General features: G+C 29.6%; 19 protein-coding genes and 1 riboswitch. All 19 genes read left to right on the top strand.

All coding sequences use genetic code 11. The features are described 5' to 3' along the window. Positions 1-294 precede the first annotated feature (294 nt). Positions 295-385: riboswitch (cyclic di-GMP riboswitch) on the top strand. A 406-nt stretch (positions 386-791) separates the two neighbouring features. From flgB to KGF39_RS03985, 19 genes are read left to right on the top strand one after another with little or no spacing between them, the layout of a single operon-like run. Then, on the top strand, positions 792-1,109 hold the full coding sequence (flgB, locus tag KGF39_RS04075; RefSeq protein ID WP_227821295.1) for a flagellar basal body rod protein FlgB: 318 nt from the start codon (positions 792-794) through the stop codon (positions 1,107-1,109). A gap of 7 nt (positions 1,110-1,116) precedes the next feature. After that, positions 1,117-1,521, top strand: a complete 405-nt coding sequence (flgC, locus tag KGF39_RS04070) for a flagellar basal body rod protein FlgC (protein WP_227821294.1) — start codon at positions 1,117-1,119, stop codon at positions 1,519-1,521. A 9-nt stretch (positions 1,522-1,530) separates the two neighbouring features. Beyond that, positions 1,531-1,848 (top strand): flagellar hook-basal body complex protein FliE, encoded by a 318-nt coding sequence (fliE, locus tag KGF39_RS04065; protein ID WP_227821293.1) that lies wholly within the window; start codon positions 1,531-1,533, stop codon positions 1,846-1,848. Positions 1,849-1,872: 24 nt separating this feature from the next. Next, positions 1,873-3,423, top strand: a complete 1,551-nt coding sequence (gene fliF / locus KGF39_RS04060) for a flagellar basal-body MS-ring/collar protein FliF (protein ID WP_227821292.1) — start codon at positions 1,873-1,875, stop codon at positions 3,421-3,423. Between the two features lie 12 nt (positions 3,424-3,435). Beyond that, complete coding sequence (gene fliG, locus KGF39_RS04055; RefSeq protein ID WP_227821291.1) at positions 3,436-4,506, top strand: flagellar motor switch protein FliG; 1,071 nt, start codon at positions 3,436-3,438, stop codon at positions 4,504-4,506. Continuing rightward, the gene (locus KGF39_RS04050) at positions 4,490-5,230 is read left to right on the top strand and encodes a FliH/SctL family protein (RefSeq protein ID WP_227821337.1); all 741 of its coding nucleotides are present in this window, start codon (positions 4,490-4,492) and stop codon (positions 5,228-5,230) included. Before fliG ends, KGF39_RS04050 begins: the two co-directional genes overlap by 17 nt. 3 nt (positions 5,231-5,233) lie before the next feature. Beyond that, positions 5,234-6,556: a flagellar protein export ATPase FliI gene (gene fliI, locus KGF39_RS04045; RefSeq protein ID WP_227821290.1), complete on the top strand. Its 1,323-nt coding sequence runs from the start codon at positions 5,234-5,236 to the stop codon at positions 6,554-6,556. 28 nt (positions 6,557-6,584) lie between these two features. After that, positions 6,585-7,034: a flagellar export protein FliJ gene (gene fliJ / locus KGF39_RS04040; RefSeq protein ID WP_227821289.1), complete on the top strand. Its 450-nt coding sequence runs from the start codon at positions 6,585-6,587 to the stop codon at positions 7,032-7,034. A 28-nt stretch (positions 7,035-7,062) separates the two neighbouring features. Next, positions 7,063-8,259, top strand: a complete 1,197-nt coding sequence (locus tag KGF39_RS04035) for a flagellar hook-length control protein FliK (RefSeq protein ID WP_227821288.1) — start codon at positions 7,063-7,065, stop codon at positions 8,257-8,259. A gap of 18 nt (positions 8,260-8,277) precedes the next feature. Next, positions 8,278-8,865, top strand: coding sequence for a flagellar hook capping FlgD N-terminal domain-containing protein (locus tag KGF39_RS04030; protein WP_227821287.1), 588 nt, complete (start codon positions 8,278-8,280; stop codon positions 8,863-8,865). Positions 8,866-8,891: 26 nt separating this feature from the next. Beyond that, positions 8,892-9,872: a flagellar hook-basal body complex protein gene (locus tag KGF39_RS04025; protein WP_227821286.1), complete on the top strand. Its 981-nt coding sequence runs from the start codon at positions 8,892-8,894 to the stop codon at positions 9,870-9,872. Positions 9,873-9,884: 12 nt separating this feature from the next. Next, on the top strand, positions 9,885-10,088 hold the full coding sequence (locus KGF39_RS04020; protein WP_227821285.1) for a flagellar FlbD family protein: 204 nt from the start codon (positions 9,885-9,887) through the stop codon (positions 10,086-10,088). Then, positions 10,088-10,906: a MotA/TolQ/ExbB proton channel family protein gene (locus KGF39_RS04015; RefSeq protein WP_227821284.1), complete on the top strand. Its 819-nt coding sequence runs from the start codon at positions 10,088-10,090 to the stop codon at positions 10,904-10,906. The genes KGF39_RS04020 and KGF39_RS04015 overlap by 1 nt, the downstream gene beginning before the upstream one ends. After that, positions 10,896-11,591 carry an OmpA family protein gene (locus KGF39_RS04010; RefSeq protein WP_227821283.1) on the top strand — a complete coding sequence of 232 codons (696 nt, stop codon included), beginning with the start codon at positions 10,896-10,898 and terminating at the stop codon, positions 11,589-11,591. Before KGF39_RS04015 ends, KGF39_RS04010 begins: the two co-directional genes overlap by 11 nt. Before the next feature lie 11 nt (positions 11,592-11,602). Beyond that, a complete protein-coding gene (gene fliL / locus KGF39_RS04005; RefSeq protein WP_054272265.1) occupies positions 11,603-12,046 on the top strand; it encodes a flagellar basal body-associated protein FliL in 444 nt (147 codons plus the stop codon). Positions 12,047-12,060: 14 nt separating this feature from the next. After that, positions 12,061-12,435: a flagellar biosynthetic protein FliO gene (locus KGF39_RS04000; protein ID WP_227821282.1), complete on the top strand. Its 375-nt coding sequence runs from the start codon at positions 12,061-12,063 to the stop codon at positions 12,433-12,435. Further along, positions 12,436-13,101: a flagellar type III secretion system pore protein FliP gene (gene fliP / locus KGF39_RS03995; RefSeq protein WP_227821281.1), complete on the top strand. Its 666-nt coding sequence runs from the start codon at positions 12,436-12,438 to the stop codon at positions 13,099-13,101. Positions 13,102-13,113: 12 nt separating this feature from the next. Then, positions 13,114-13,383 carry a flagellar biosynthesis protein FliQ gene (gene fliQ / locus KGF39_RS03990; RefSeq protein WP_054272268.1) on the top strand — a complete coding sequence of 90 codons (270 nt, stop codon included), beginning with the start codon at positions 13,114-13,116 and terminating at the stop codon, positions 13,381-13,383. A gap of 11 nt (positions 13,384-13,394) precedes the next feature. Beyond that, positions 13,395-15,209 (top strand): fused FliR family export protein/FlhB family type III secretion system protein, encoded by a 1,815-nt coding sequence (locus KGF39_RS03985; RefSeq protein WP_227821280.1) that lies wholly within the window; start codon positions 13,395-13,397, stop codon positions 15,207-15,209. Positions 15,210-15,211 lie beyond the last annotated feature (2 nt).

Here is a 15,211-nt window from a genome sequence, read left to right as displayed (position 1 = left end):
GAATAGAAAGAAAAATTTAAAAGAAATATGAATGCTTAAACATTAAATTGGAAAATAATGTTAGAATAGATTATTTTAATAAGATTGGAATAAAAGGTGAACTTAGAATAAATTTATTTTATATTGTAAATTTTTGTATATTTTTAATATATATATACATTATATAAGTTAAATGTTATAAATATAAGTATATTAAAAATAATATTGATATTAGAAATTAAATTAAAAAATTATATAGAAAAAATATTTAAAAAAATATTTAAAAAATTTGTTATTTATTGTATACTTAAGTTAAAACTAAATAGGCAAATCTGGAGAAATCTAGTGACGCAAAGCTATAGGGACTAAGGTTTGTATACACAAGCTATGTCAGCCAGTTGCCAAAAAGAGTCCTAAGTATATTGTATACGTAGGAGGAGTCTGGAATGACTGCCTTTTTGGCAGTCATTTTGTTATGGGAAAGTTATTTTATTGCAGTAGAAAGTACATATAATAACATATTTTACCAATTATAACTTGAAATAAAGATAAATTATCTTAAAAAGTTACTATTTTACAAAAAAAGGCAACTTTCTGAAGAAATATTTAAATACATATTAAAATTTTTTTATATTTTCAATGAGATTCACTGGAAAGATATTAGTTTTCTTACTAAATGTATATATTACCGTATTAATCTAGTGGAAATGGATTTAATTTAGATAAATAAAGAAGTTATTTTTTGTAATATAGCAACTTCATTTTTTATTAATAAATAAAATAGATAAAATATATTTTGAGGAGGAGTGAGTGTGAATACATATGACATTATAAAAATGGGATTAGATGCAACTAACCTAAGAAGCCAGACAATAGCAAATAATGTAGCAAATATAAATACTGAAGGTTATAAAAGACACTATGTAACTTTTGAAGAAACATTAAATGATACCATGCCCAAAATAGAAGAAAAAACAGATAATTCTAAAGGATTAAGAGTAGATGGTAATAATGTAGACATAGAAGAGGAAAAAGTAAATCAAGCAATGGCAACATTACAATATAATGCTTTGATAAGTTTTGCAAATGGAAAAATAGCAATGACCAAATCAATAATAAGTGGGAGGTAATTAGAAGATGAGTGTGTTCAGTGGAATGAGAATTTCTGCTAGTGGATTAACAGCAGAAAGTTTGAAAATGGATATTATATCATCCAATGTAGCTAATATAAATGCTACAAGAGGTCCAAATGGAGAAGCATATAGAAGAAAAGTCGTTTCATTTGAAGAAAATTATGATAATAAATTAGGTATGCTAGGAGTTAAAGTCACATCTGTTGAAGATGATAAATCACCTCTTAAAGAAGTATATGACCCATCTCATCCAGATGCAAAGCCAAATGGATATGTAGAATATCCAAATGTAAATATATTGGTTGAAATGACAGATTTAATAACAGCTTCACGAGCATATGATTCTAACATAGATACATTGAATGCTCAGAAATCTATGATATCGAAAGCTTTGGAAATCGGAAAGTAGGGATAAATTATGCCAATTACACAAATTAACAATTTAATGCAAGGTGCAAAGTTAGATAACTTGATTGGAGAAACAAAACCGTTAAATCTTAATAATGAAGAAGAAAAGAAGAACTTTGAAGATGTAATAATAGATACTATAGATAAAGTTAATTTTCAACAAGTAACAGCAGACAATATGAAAGAAAAATTTATAAAAGGCGAAGATGTTTCTATGCATGAAGTTATGTTAATAGGTCAAGAAGCACAGCTATCTATGCAATATTTAATAGAAGTTAGAAATAAGATTCATGATGCATATCAAGAAATGAATAAAGTACAAATTTAGCCTTTTGAACAGGAGTAATAATCAATGATAGCCAGTTTTAAAAATAAGATTAAGGAGCAAGTTGCTAAATCTAGGACAAAGATAAGTTCTCTAAAAAAGGGAACTAAGATAGCATTAGGTATAGGGATTATTGCTATATGTTTAGCGCTAGTATTTACAGCAATATCTGCAAGTAAAAATAAGTATGCAGTCTTATTTTCAGAACTAGATGTTCAAGATGCTGCAGATATATCAGCAGAGTTAGAATCTAGAAAGATAGATACTAAGGTAAAGGGAAGTACAATCTATGTACCTAGAACAGAAGTTGATAAGTTAAGACTGGAGTTAGCACCAAGTCTTACAGGTGGTTCTAAAGGATTTGCACTAATGGATGATAGTTCATCAATAGGGCTTACTGATGAAGAGTTTCAAATTAAGAAACAAAGAATGATGCAAGGTGAAATAGAAAAAACAATCAAGAGTTTTCCACAAGTGGAAGATACTAGAGTACATATAACATTTGGAGAGTCATCAGTATTTGAGAAGGAGGCTGTTCCAGGAAGTGCAGCAGTTTATTTGATGTTAAAGCCAGGAACAACTTTAGAGAAAAATCAAATAAAATCGGTTATGGCGCTTATATCAGGAAGTGTTACAAATATACCAGAGAAAAATGTTCAGGTCATTGATAACAAAATGAATTTATTATCTGAAGGTATTTTAGATGATGAAGAAGTTGATGCAAATAATCAACCAATAAATAGTGGTATTAGTATTGATAAAAATAAGGCGTCTGAACAAGCATTAAATAAACAGCTGGAAAAATCTATTTTAGAAATGCTAGAGCCAATATTTGGCACAGGAAAAGTAAAAGTCACAGTAAATGCTGATTTAAGTTTTGATACAGCTGAAAAAACTGAAATAAAAATTGACCCTGATAAAGTTGCTATAAAGGAAACTAGGTCGAAAAATTCATCTAAATCTGCTACAAATAATGTTCAAGGTGTAGATGCTAACATGAATAACCAAGGAAATAACAATGGTACTAATACAGAAGATAGTTTAGATGAGAGTTTTGAGTATGAAACAGGTAAGATTGAAACTCATACTATAGTTGCACCTGGAGAACTTAACAGATTGACAGCTTCTGTTGCGATAGATGGAAAAATAGCTAAAGGTGTTCAAGCTGACGTAGAAGATATTGTTAATAATGCTATAGGTATGGATGAAGCGAGGGGAGATACTCTTAGCGTTGTTTCAATGGTATTTGACCCAGAAGGGAAGGCAGAAGCTAAACAAGAGCTGGAAGAGATTAAGAAAGAAGGATTTAAAAAGAACATAATAAAAGCAGTTATTGGAGTAGTGGCAGTGATAGCAGTTGGTGCTATTGGATACTTAATATATAAGAAGAGAAGTGAACAAGAAGATATGGATTATGAAGATGAAGAGCATAGTTCAAAATCTGATTCTATTGATAGGAAAGATAATCCTCTATTAGGAGATGACCCAGAACTGACATTAGAGGAAGCTGTTAAAATGTATGCAGAAGAAAAACCAGACCAAGTAACAGAGATAATAAAGACTTGGTTAAATGAGTAAGGGGGATAGAACGTGTCCACGGAAATTACAAATGTTAATGCGTTTGACTTGAGTGATATAAATGAAAGTGATAAGGATGAGAAGGTAGAAGGTGAGGGTTTAAAAAAAGCTGCTGTACTATTAATGACATTAGGTCCAACTGTGTCTAGTGATATAATAAAAAGTCTACCTGATAAACAAGTTCAAAAAATAGGTTTGGAAATTGCAAATATTTCTTCAATAGCTTCAAAAGAAAGAAGAGAAATTTTAAAAGAGTTTGTAGAAATAAATAGAGCAAAAGATTATGTTATAGAAGGTGGGCTTGAATATGCAAGAGAGTTGTTAAGTAATGCTTTGGGAAATTCTAAAGCAAATAAATTACTTGAAGGTGTATCAATAAATACAAGTACAAAGCCTTTTAAACATATTATAAAACTAGATGTAAAGAAAATATTAGAAATACTTAGAAATGAAAGTGCACAAACTATAGCCGTTTTACTTGCACATATGGAGCCAGAAAATGGAGCAGAAGTTTTATCATATTTAGATTTTGATTTACAAAATGAAGTAGCTATGAGAATAAGTTCAATGGGTTCAATATCTCCAGAAGTGATAAAAGTAATTGAAAGTTCATTAGAAGATAAATTACATTCAATAAGTGGTGATGATTTTAAAGATTATGGAGGAGTATCTACTTTAGTCCAAATATTGATTAACTCTGATAGAAAAACAGAAAAGAATATTTTGGGAACTATTGAAGAACAAGACCCAGCTTTAGCAGCTCAAATTAAATCTCACATATTTGTCTTTGAAGACATTGTTAAGCTGGATGATATAAGTATACAAAAAGTGTTAAAAGAAGTAACTATGAAGGATTTAGTGTATGCCTTAAAAGGTGTGGATGATGAGATTTCAAATGCTATATATAGAAATCAATCCTCTAGGGCAGCAGATGCACTTAAAGAAGAAATGGAAATGGTTGGTGTCATAAAGGTTACACAGGTTGAGGCTGCTCAACAAAAGATAGTAAATAGTGTAAGAAAACTTGAAAGAGAAGGTGCTATAGCTATTGTAAGGAATTTTGGTGATGACTTTGTTGAGTAATAAGATTATTAAAAATAAAAAAGCATCATATAAAGGAGTGCTAGATTTAACCATAATAGATAAAGCTAGAGTGGGAGAATCAAACATAAATAAAGAAAAAGATTGTAGATTTAGGGACGAGGTAATAAAAGAAACTATAGAATCTGCTGAGATAAAAAAGAATGAGATATTAGAAGAAGCAAGAACAAATGCACAAAATATAGAAAAACAAGCATATGAAAAAGGGTATAGTCAAGGTCAAAAAAATGGATATGAGGATGGATATAAAGAGTCATATGATGAATATACCCAAAAAGCTAAAGATGAAGCAGATTTTATAAAAAATCAGGCAAATTTAATCTTATTACAAGCTAATGAGAAGATGACTGAGTACATAAAAGAAAAAAATAAAGAGATTATAAGGCTTGCTATTAATATGGTTAGTTCTGTTTTAAAAAAGCACTTTGAAGATGAAGAATCTATGAGTGATTTGTTAAAGCAAATTATTCAAGATTATGAAGGAAGTAGTTCATTTATAGTAAGATGTAATTCTTTCTATAAAGATAATGTAGAGAAAGAACTTGAATTATTTAAGGAAGAAACATCATTAAAATCAAGTGTATTTGTTATTGCAGATGATAGCATAGATAAAGGAAATGCTATTATACAAAAGGAAAATGGAAGAATAATAGTTGGTATCGATTGTGCTATAGAAAAACTAAAAGAAGAATTGCTTGGTGAATAAAGTATGTATAAAGCTGATATATTTATAGATTTTGACAAAATAAATAAGAAAATAGAAAACTTAAAACTCACTATATCGGAAGGTAGAGTTAAGAAAATAATAGGACTTACTGTAGAAGTTGAAGGCATAAAAGCTTTTGTTGGAGAGTTATGTGTTATATATAATCAAGTCAATAAACCAGTGAATTGTGAAGTAGTAGGTTTTAAAGATAAAGAAGTAATAATATTAATGGCATTAGGAGAGTTAACATTGATAGCACCTGGTTGTAAAGTTATTTCTAAGGGGATACCTTTAAGTGTTATGTGTAGTGATAATTTACTAGGTAAAGTACTTGATGGTCTTGGAAATCCTATAGATAACTCAGAAGTTGTTTTAGGAGATAGATACAACTTGAATAATGAACCTCCTGACCCAATGAAGAGAAAAAAGATACGAAATATAATGGAAACAGGTGTAAGAGCAATAGATGCATTTACTACTTGTGGTGAAGGGCAGAGAATAGGAATATTTGCAGGAAGTGGAGTCGGTAAGAGTACAACTCTAGGTATGATTGCTAGAAATGCAAAAGCAGATGTAAATGTAATTGCCCTTGTTGGAGAAAGAGGGAGAGAAGTACTAGATTTTATTGATAAAGATTTAGGTGAAGAGGGAATGAAAAAATCTGTTGTTGTATGTGCAACATCAGATAAAGCCCCTTTGGTTAGATTAAAAGGTGCTCTTACTGCTACTGCAATAGCAGAGTATTTCAGAGATCAGGGCAAAAAAGTAATACTTATGATGGATTCAGTAACTAGATTTGCTATGGCACAAAGAGAGGTTGGTATAGCAATAGGAGAGCCACCAGCTCAAAAAGGATATACACCATCTGTATTTGCCCTTTTGCCAAAACTTATGGAGAGAACAGGGACATCAGATAAAGGTTCTATAACTGCATTTTATACAGTATTAGTTGATGGAGATGACTTTAATGAGCCAATAGCAGATACCACAAGAGGGATACTTGATGGTCATATAGTTTTATCTAGAGATTTGGCAAATAAGAATCATTATCCTTCTATAGACGTATTGAATAGTTTGAGCAGACTTATGAATGAGATTGCTTCAAAAGAAGATATAAAAATAGCATCATTTGCAAGAGATATGCTTTCTGAGTATAGAGAAGCAGAAGATTTGATAAATATAGGTGCATATGCTTCAGGTACAAATAAAAAAATAGATGAAGCAATCTATTATCATGAGCATATTATTAATTTTTTAAAACAAGGGATAAATGAAAAGAGTTCTTTTAATGAAACTATAAGTAATTTGAGAAGAATCTTTGAATAAATAATTTAAAAAAATATTTGAATAGGTTGTGATTGAATTGGATAAAAATTTTAAGTTTAGATTACAGAAAGTTTTAGACTTAAAAATGAAAGATGAAGAAGAAATAAAAATGGAATTTGCTAAGATTCAACAAAAAAAAATAGATATAGAGACTAATTTAGAAAACTTAGAAAGTAATTATAGCAAATATTCGATAAGTAAAAATAACGATAGTATTCAAAATCAAAAAATAACTATTAACTATTTGTTAGCTTTAAACAACTCTATAATGGATTTATCAGAAGAGTTGGATAAGTCAACAAATGAACTTGAAAAAGCTAGAAAGCAGCTTATAAACAAACAGATAGAAAGAAAATCATTAGAAAAATTAAAAGAAAAAAAGTATGGACAGTATTATAAAGAAGAAAATTTAAAAGAACAAAACACTAATGATGAGTTTGCAAGTATGAGTTATTTGAGAAATAGACAAGTTCTATAAGAATAGTAGGAAGTGAGGATATTATTGTATGAAGATACAAGCAGATTCTTATAATATTATTAAAGATATTGAGGATAAAAAAAGTTCATCTAAGAATAAAAATATAAAAAATAATAAATTTGAAGATAATCTATATAAGGCAACAGGCAATAAACAAGTTAAAGATAGAAAAGAAGTAAGCAAGCAAAATGTAAGTTCAAATAAACCAGAAAATGATGATAATGAGTGTCATTTAGATGAGGATAAAAGTAATCACTTAGAATATGAAAGTACGTATGAAAAAGATTGCAGTAATGAGGTTTTACAACAATTATTGAATCTTTTAAATAATGATAAAAAAGGTAAAGATATAAACTCTATATTGAATAATATAGAAAAACTAAATATACCACATGAATTAAAACAAGAACTTAAACTTAATAAAGATATATTGAATAAGATTTCAAATCAAAATTCGAAACTAAACAAGGCTAATACAAATAACTCTGATGATATGCAAAATTTAGACCTAATGAAATTAACAGAGCTTTTAGATAATAATGATAGTGAAAATTTTGCAGTAATTAGTAAAACTACAGAAGATGATACTAAAAGTATAGACTTGTATAATTTTGATAGTAATAGAATCGGCAATCTTAACTCAAATAAGCAAAGAGATGATAGTTCTGATATTTTGGAAAAACTAGCAGGAATCAATGGAAATAAGAGCAGGAATTTTGGTCAAGTAATAAATAAAAGCGTTGATATGAATAAAGTTAAAAGTGATAATATCAATTTAAAACAGATAGAATCAAATGTAATGGACGATTCTATAAAAGCTATTAAGCATATGAAAACAAATGATATACAAGAATTAACAATTAAATTGAGACCAAAAGAATTAGGAGATATGAACATACAATTGCTAAAAGATGGTGAAAGTATGAGAGCTGTTGTGACTGTTTTCAATAAAGATGTCTTTGACTCAATAAATAAAAATATAACAGATTTAAAGCAACATCTTGAACTTACAAATGTAAATATAAAAGATGTATCAGTGCAAATGCATAGTGATAATAGAAATACATCAGACACTTTTGATAAAGCATTTGAACAACAGAATAGACAAAATAACCAAGAAAACATGAGTAAGCGGAATGCAAACAATAAGCGTAACAATGTAGTCATAGAAGATGAGATTAAAGAAAATATTATTGATGATGATAGAGTAGATTTACTAGCTTAGTAAGGGGGGAAGTATTGTATGTACGGAATAGCAACGGCTTTGACAGGAACTCTGGGAAATTATAGGTCAAATAATTTAAGCCAACTTGAAAGAAATATTAATGATATTGCCAATAAACAAGTTAGAAGTAAAGGAAATCAGACAGTAACAGATAATGGGACTCCAATTATAGGACAAGGTGATGATGCTGATAAAGACTTGTTTATGAAGATACTTGTAGCACAGATGGGTAATCAAGACCCAATGAATCCACAAGACCCAACGGAGTATGTATCACAATTAGCGCAGTTTGCAACTTTAGAAAAAATGTCAGCTATGAATGATAAGCTAGATATACTTTTAGCCTTAAGTAACTCTACTCTAATAAACTCTGCGTTGGGCATGGCAACATCATTAATTGGTAAAGAAGTAGAAGTATCTGGAGAAGAGAAAGAAGATGAAAACATTATAGGTGTAGTAAAGTCCACATATATAAAAGATGGAGAAGTATACTTAGAATTAAAGGTAGAAGGTAGTGACAAAACTGTAGATGTTAAATATGAAAAATTACTTAAAATAGGGGAAGCAAATTCAGATGAAGAAGAAAGCTCTCCAGAAGAAGCATAATATTAAATAGGAAAAGAGGTAAAGTCATGATAAAAGCAATGTATTCAGGTGTAAGTGGAATGAAAGCAAATCAAACAAAACTAGATGTAATAGGTAACAACGTAGCCAATGCTGGGACTACTTCATTTAAGAAAAGTTCAGCTAGAATGTCAGATTCATTTTATCAAACGGTACTATATGCAAGTGCTCCAACAGCGGCACTAGGAGGGACAAACTTAGGACAAGTAGGTGTAGGTAGTAAGATATCAAGTATAAATAAAGATATGACACAAGGAAATGTACAGACAACTAATAGACGATCAGATTTAATGATAGATGGAGATGGATATTTTCCAGTAGTAAGACAAGGTATAATTATGTATACAAGAGATGGTTCTTTTAACTTAGATACAGGATTTAAGGCAATAGCAGGATCTTTGGCAGGTGTTAAAGGAGGAAGACTTGTAAATGGTGAAGGGTATATGTTACAAGGCGAAGTTTATAAGGGTACATATAATGCTGATACTGGTGAATTTACTAAAAATGCTGCTGCAGAAGGAAAGGAGCCTATTGTAATACCACTTCAAAGTGTAAGCCCTAAAGATGGTACAGTTCAAAATGTATTAGAGTATAACATATCCAAGGATGGAACAGTAGAATTTTTGTTGAGTGATGGTCAAAGAACTCAGTTTGTGTATGATATTCCTGCTGGTAAAAAAGTAGGAGATCCATCTGGCTTAAATATTAATGATGGTAAAATACAAAAAGTACAAACTTATGCATTCCAAAATCCAGCAGGGCTAGATGCAGCTGGAGGAAACTTATTTAAACCATCAGCAAACTCAGGAGACGCACAAATAGCAGGTGCTACAGGAACAATAATACAAGGAGCAATAGAAGCTTCAAATGTAGATATAGCAGAAGAGTTTACGGAAATGATAGTAGCAAGTAGGTCTTTCCAAGCAAACAGTAAAATAATATCAACATCAGATGAGATACTTCAAGAAATAATAAATCTTAAGAGATAGTAGGTACATATTATGATAAGATTAACGGATTTAAACGGAAGAATATACATATTAAATTCAGACCTTATAGTGAGAATTGACTCCGTTCCAGAAAGTAGAATTCTTCTTACAACAGGAGAAAAAAATCTTGTAAAAGAGTCAGTAGATGAGATAGTAGATAAAGTAATAAAGTATAAAAGAAAAATAAATGTAGGTTATATTAGGAGCGAAAAATAATGAAAAAAACAGATTCACTGACATTTATTGGACTAATAGTATCTACAGCATTAGTTTTAGTTGGTGCCGCAAAAGGAAGTAGTTCAGGGTTAAAGAATTTTTTTGATTTTTCATCAATATTAATCACAGTGCTTGGGTCATTTGGAGCTCTAATGATTACATTTACTATAGATGATATAAAGCTTATAAAAAATGCATTACAGTACTCATTTAAAACAATGAGTGTATCAAAATTAGATTTACTAGAACAATTTAAAACACTTTCTAAAAAAGCTAGAAAAGAAGGTCTTTTATCAATAGAAAGCGATATAATGGAAATACAAGACCCATTTATGAAGAAGGGATTAGAGCTATGCATTGATGGTCTGGAAATAAATGAGATAAGGTCTATCTTAGAACTAGAGATAGACTCTGTTGAAGATACAAATAACAGATATTCAAAACTATTTAAAACTTGGGGGACTTTCTCACCTGCATTTGGGATGTTGGGGACACTAATAGGTCTTATACAAATGCTAGCTGACCTTACATCTCCAGATTTAATAGCATCTGGTATGGGAAAGGCATTAATTACGACATTTTATGGTTCTTTACTTGCCAATATCGCTTTGAACCCAATTGCATATAATATAGATGAGAAGACTGAAAAAGAAATTTATGTAAAAGAAATGATGCTGGAAGGTATAATAAGTATACAATCTGGAGAAAGCAGTATAGTTGTTGAGGAACGTTTAGCGGCATACCTTTCAAACAATGAGAAGTTACAGGTTATGAAATCTACTAAAAATAAAGAAAGAGCAATGAGCGATGGCGCGTAAAAAAAATAAGAAAAAGGATGAGATAAATCCAGATGCATGGTTAGCTACTTATGCAGATACAATAACACTGATTCTTACATTTTTCGTATTATTGTATGCCACATCAGTTGTAGATATGGAAAAATTCAAAAATATAGCAGATGCGTTAAAAGGTCAGTTTTCTGGGACAAGTATATTTAGCACAGGTTCAAGTACAAGTGAGAAATCTCCAATAGATAGTGTTTTAGTCAATAAAAATGATAAATCAAACTTAGAACAGGATTTAAAAGATAAAGTTAATAATTCTAACTTACAAAATAGTGTAACAGTTAAAGATGATAGTAGAGGGATTTTACTAGAGTTAGATGATTCAATTTTATTTGACTCTGGAATTTCTGAATTAAAATTAGATAGTAAAGCTACTCTCAATAAAGTATATGACATGATAAAAATGATGAAAAATAAGATAGTTATAGAAGGCCATACTGATAATGTACCTGTAAAATCAAGTACACATGAATCCAATTGGGATTTATCTTCTAGTAGAGCAGTAAGTGTTGTAAGATACTTTGTAGAAGAAAAGGGCATGGACCCTAGACTATTTTCGGCAACAGGATGTGGAGAGTATCAACCTTTGGTGTCAAATGAAACAGCAAAGGGAAGGGCTGAGAATAGAAGAGTTAATATACTTATAACTATTGACTAGGAGGAAGAGGTTTGTTCAAAAATAAAAAAATTATTCTAATTATTTTGATACTGATTATTTTCTCAGCAGGAGCAGGTTTTTTTATATTAGGTGAAGGTGGAAATAAACAAGTTGACAAGATTATAGGTTTGTTTATTCCAACAGGAAAAAGTAAGGATGAAGTAAAGACAGAAAATCTTGACTTAGAAGAAATGGTATTGAAGCTAGCTGATGAAGGTGTAAGATATCTAAAAGTATCAATAACTGTATCTTATGATTCTTCATATAAAGATATAGAAAAAAATACACCTTTAATTAGGGATAATATTATAAATTGCCTTATGGCAAAAAGAGCAGATGATTTTACTGCTGAGAATTTAAATAACATAAAAGAAGAAATAAAAAATACATTAAATATACAACTAGGTGAAAATGTAATTCAAAATATATATTTCACAAACATAGTAGTGCAGTAAAAGGATGGTAAGACATGATACTTTATTTATTAAAGATATTAATATGTATCCCAATAATTTTAATATTGATAGTCTTATCTTTAAAAATTAGCCAAGGAACCTTATTAAAAAAATACAATGATAAATATGTAAAAATATTAGATATTGTAAATATAAGTAAAAACAATAGCATAATAATTTTAAAAATAGGTGAAGAAGGATGCATTATGGCATCTTCTTCCTCTAGTATGAATAAAATAAAAGATTTGACCAAGGAAGAAATATTAAAAATAGAAGATGACCTTAAAGAAAGAAATTTTAAAATTCAACATTTTAAAATGGAAAGAATCAAAAAGAAATATGATTTCAGTAGATATATTGGAAAATTTACAAAAAAGGAAGATAAGTAAATGGAGCTATTATCAAAATTACCTTTGGCTGATGTACCATATACAAGTTCAATGCAATTGTTTTTATTTCTAACTGCATTAATGTTTTTACCATTTGTAATGTTCATGATGACAAGCTTTGTCAGAATAGTTATAAGTTTATCATTTTTGAAATCAGCATTAGGAGCACAGCAAGCAATTCCAAGTCAAGTTTTGATAGGGCTTGCAATAGTATTGACAATATTTATAATGAGACCAGTATTAAATGAGATAAACGAAAAAGCATTACAACCGTATATGAAAGAAGAAGTTACTATGGAAGAAGCTATGAAGGAAGCAGAAGAACCTATCAAAGAGTTTTTATTGAAGCAAACTAGACAAACGGATTTAGATTTATTTGTAGAACAAGCTGGTTTAAAAGAAAAGAAATTAACTCGTGAAAATATACCATTATCTGTTGTAGTTCCAGCATTTGCTATAAGTGAGCTAAAAACTGCTTTTCAAATAGGTTTTTTAATATACATACCATTTTTGATAATAGACCTTGTCGTGGCAAGTGTTTTGATGTCTATGGGTATGTTTATGTTGCCTCCAGTTATGATATCATTGCCATTTAAGCTATTGTTATTTGTAATGGTGGATGGATGGAACTTGATAGTAAAAACATTGATATTGGGATTTGGATAGGAGAAAAATAATATGAGTGAATTTATGATAATGAGTGTTCTTAAAAATGGTATGTTTACAGGGGCTATGATTGCAGCTCCAGTACTCATTGTTTCTCTTGTAGTTGGGCTTTTAATAAGTGTATTTCAAGCTACAACTCAAATCCAAGAGCAAACATTGACCTTTGTACCAAAACTAATAGCGATTCTTTTAGTAGTAGCTATTGGTGGAAGCTGGATGTTACATACTCTTACTAGTTTTACTTCTGAGATATTCAATATGATATCTCTTATAACTAGATAAATAGGATACATATGATTTTTGTATTTATTAGAATAGTAGCTTTCTTTGGAACACTAAGAATACTATTTCCAGCTGGTACACCTGCTTTATTTAAGTCACTCTTTGCAATTGTTATATCAATACTGATTTCAAGTACTATGCAAATTGAATATGCGGCAAATGTAGATAACATTGTGTTATTTACATTATATGGTATAAATGAGACTATAACAGGAATTATGCTTGGATATATAACCAATCTATGTTTTTATAGTATCAGAATGGCAGGTTCTATGATGGATCAACAGATGGGATTATCAATGATTAATATGTTTGACCCAAATTCAATGACGCAAACGACTTTAATTGATAATCTTATGAATTGGACAGCACTTATGATATTTTTTAACATGGATGGTCATCATGTTTTAATTCGAGGTATAAGATATAGTTTTGAGTTAATTCCAATAGGAAAATCATTTGTAGATAATAATATAGATTATATAATAAACATATTTATACAGTGCTTTATAACTGGATTCAAAATAGCAATACCTATTGTACTTTGTCTGCTTATGGCAGATTTTATCTTGGGGCTTATATCAAGAAGTGTGCCTCAATTAAATGTAATGATAGTTGGTATGCCATTAAAAATATTGGTTGGGATTGCATTATTTATAATATCAATACCTTTAATTGTAAACCAAATAAGTCATTTATTAAGTCAAATACCAAAGATGTATGAGGGAACTTTTGCATTAGCTCCTATGTTTTTTATGGGTTCAGCAGATAAAACAGAAGAAGCTACTTCAAAGAAAAAGGGAGAACAAAGAAAGAAAGGTAATATAGCAAAGAGTAAAGAATTATCCGTTGCAATGACTCTATTTGCATTTACCTTATTAGTACCTACATTATTTTCATATGTAGTGGATACACTTAAATCTTCACTTAATTATTTTTTGAGTCTGGATTTTTATATGAATATAAATTATTCAAATCTAGAGAAATTAGTTATAGTAGGATTAATGGATTTTTTTAAGATATTTTTGCCAATAGCTATTCCATTCTTAGTTTTAGGTATAGCAGCTAACCTATTTCAAGTGGGAATATTGTTTACTGGTGAAACTTTAAAACCAAATCTATCAAAATTAAATCCAGTTAGCGGATTCAAAAACATGTTTTCTATGAGAAGTTTATCAACTTTAATAAAGGATACAGCGATTATATCTGTTTTAGCTTACATAGGATATAAATTCTTTCAAGATAATTATTTAGATATATTAAAGTTAGGTAATATATATCTACCAACCTTAATGTACACAATTAAAGATTTAGTATATTCCATATTAAGTAAAATTTGTATAGCTATGATAGTTATAGCAGTTGCAGATTATTTTTATCAAAGATATAGCCATAAAAAGCAACTGAGAATGACAAAGCAAGAAGTTAAAGATGAATATAAAAACTCAGAAGGAGACCCAGAAATAAAAGCTAAGATAAAGCAAAAACAAAGACAAATTTCATCTCAAAGAACCATGCAAGCAGTACCAAGTGCTACTGTAATAGTAACCAATCCAACTCACTTGTCTATAGCAGTAAGATATGAAAAAGGGGAGGATCAAGCTCCAGTAGTAGTGGCGAAAGGTGCAGATTATTTAGCTTTTAAAATAAGGGAAATTGCAAAGGGAAATAATATCCCTATAATAGAAAATAAACCTATTGCTAGGTTGTTATACAAGCAAGTAGAAATAGACCAAGAAATTCCAGAGGACATGTATCAAGCTTTTGCAGAGATACTAGTAGCAGTATATAAAATCAAAAATAGATACAAAGTCCCCAAAAGGTAGGA

Origin of the sequence: Clostridioides sp. ZZV14-6345, assembly GCF_020657775.1 — a bacterium.
GTDB lineage: Bacteria > Bacillota > Clostridia > Peptostreptococcales > Peptostreptococcaceae > Clostridioides > Clostridioides difficile_D.
The sequence above is the reverse complement of the archived record's forward strand: the minus strand, read 5'-3'. Positions and strand labels throughout refer to the sequence as shown.

What these genes read in the sequence shown, in the direction of transcription:
- flgC (WP_227821294.1), top strand. Translation starts at nt 1,117, where the DNA reads ATGAGTGTGTTCAGTGGAATGAGAATTTCTGCTAGTGGATTAACAGCA.
- fliE (WP_227821293.1), top strand. Translation starts at nt 1,531, where the DNA reads ATGCCAATTACACAAATTAACAATTTAATGCAAGGTGCAAAGTTAGAT.
- fliF (WP_227821292.1), top strand. Translation starts at nt 1,873, where the DNA reads ATGATAGCCAGTTTTAAAAATAAGATTAAGGAGCAAGTTGCTAAATCT.
- KGF39_RS04050 (WP_227821337.1), top strand. Translation starts at nt 4,490, where the DNA reads ATGACTTTGTTGAGTAATAAGATTATTAAAAATAAAAAAGCATCATAT.
- fliI (WP_227821290.1), top strand. Translation starts at nt 5,234, where the DNA reads ATGTATAAAGCTGATATATTTATAGATTTTGACAAAATAAATAAGAAA.
- KGF39_RS04035 (WP_227821288.1), top strand. Translation starts at nt 7,063, where the DNA reads ATGAAGATACAAGCAGATTCTTATAATATTATTAAAGATATTGAGGAT.
- KGF39_RS04030 (WP_227821287.1), top strand. Translation starts at nt 8,278, where the DNA reads ATGTACGGAATAGCAACGGCTTTGACAGGAACTCTGGGAAATTATAGG.
- KGF39_RS04025 (WP_227821286.1), top strand. Translation starts at nt 8,892, where the DNA reads ATGATAAAAGCAATGTATTCAGGTGTAAGTGGAATGAAAGCAAATCAA.
- KGF39_RS04020 (WP_227821285.1), top strand. Translation starts at nt 9,885, where the DNA reads ATGATAAGATTAACGGATTTAAACGGAAGAATATACATATTAAATTCA.
- KGF39_RS04015 (WP_227821284.1), top strand. Translation starts at nt 10,088, where the DNA reads ATGAAAAAAACAGATTCACTGACATTTATTGGACTAATAGTATCTACA.
- KGF39_RS04010 (WP_227821283.1), top strand. Translation starts at nt 10,896, where the DNA reads ATGGCGCGTAAAAAAAATAAGAAAAAGGATGAGATAAATCCAGATGCA.
- KGF39_RS04000 (WP_227821282.1), top strand. Translation starts at nt 12,061, where the DNA reads ATGATACTTTATTTATTAAAGATATTAATATGTATCCCAATAATTTTA.
- fliP (WP_227821281.1), top strand. Translation starts at nt 12,436, where the DNA reads ATGGAGCTATTATCAAAATTACCTTTGGCTGATGTACCATATACAAGT.
- fliQ (WP_054272268.1), top strand. Translation starts at nt 13,114, where the DNA reads ATGAGTGAATTTATGATAATGAGTGTTCTTAAAAATGGTATGTTTACA.
- KGF39_RS03985 (WP_227821280.1), top strand. Translation starts at nt 13,395, where the DNA reads ATGATTTTTGTATTTATTAGAATAGTAGCTTTCTTTGGAACACTAAGA.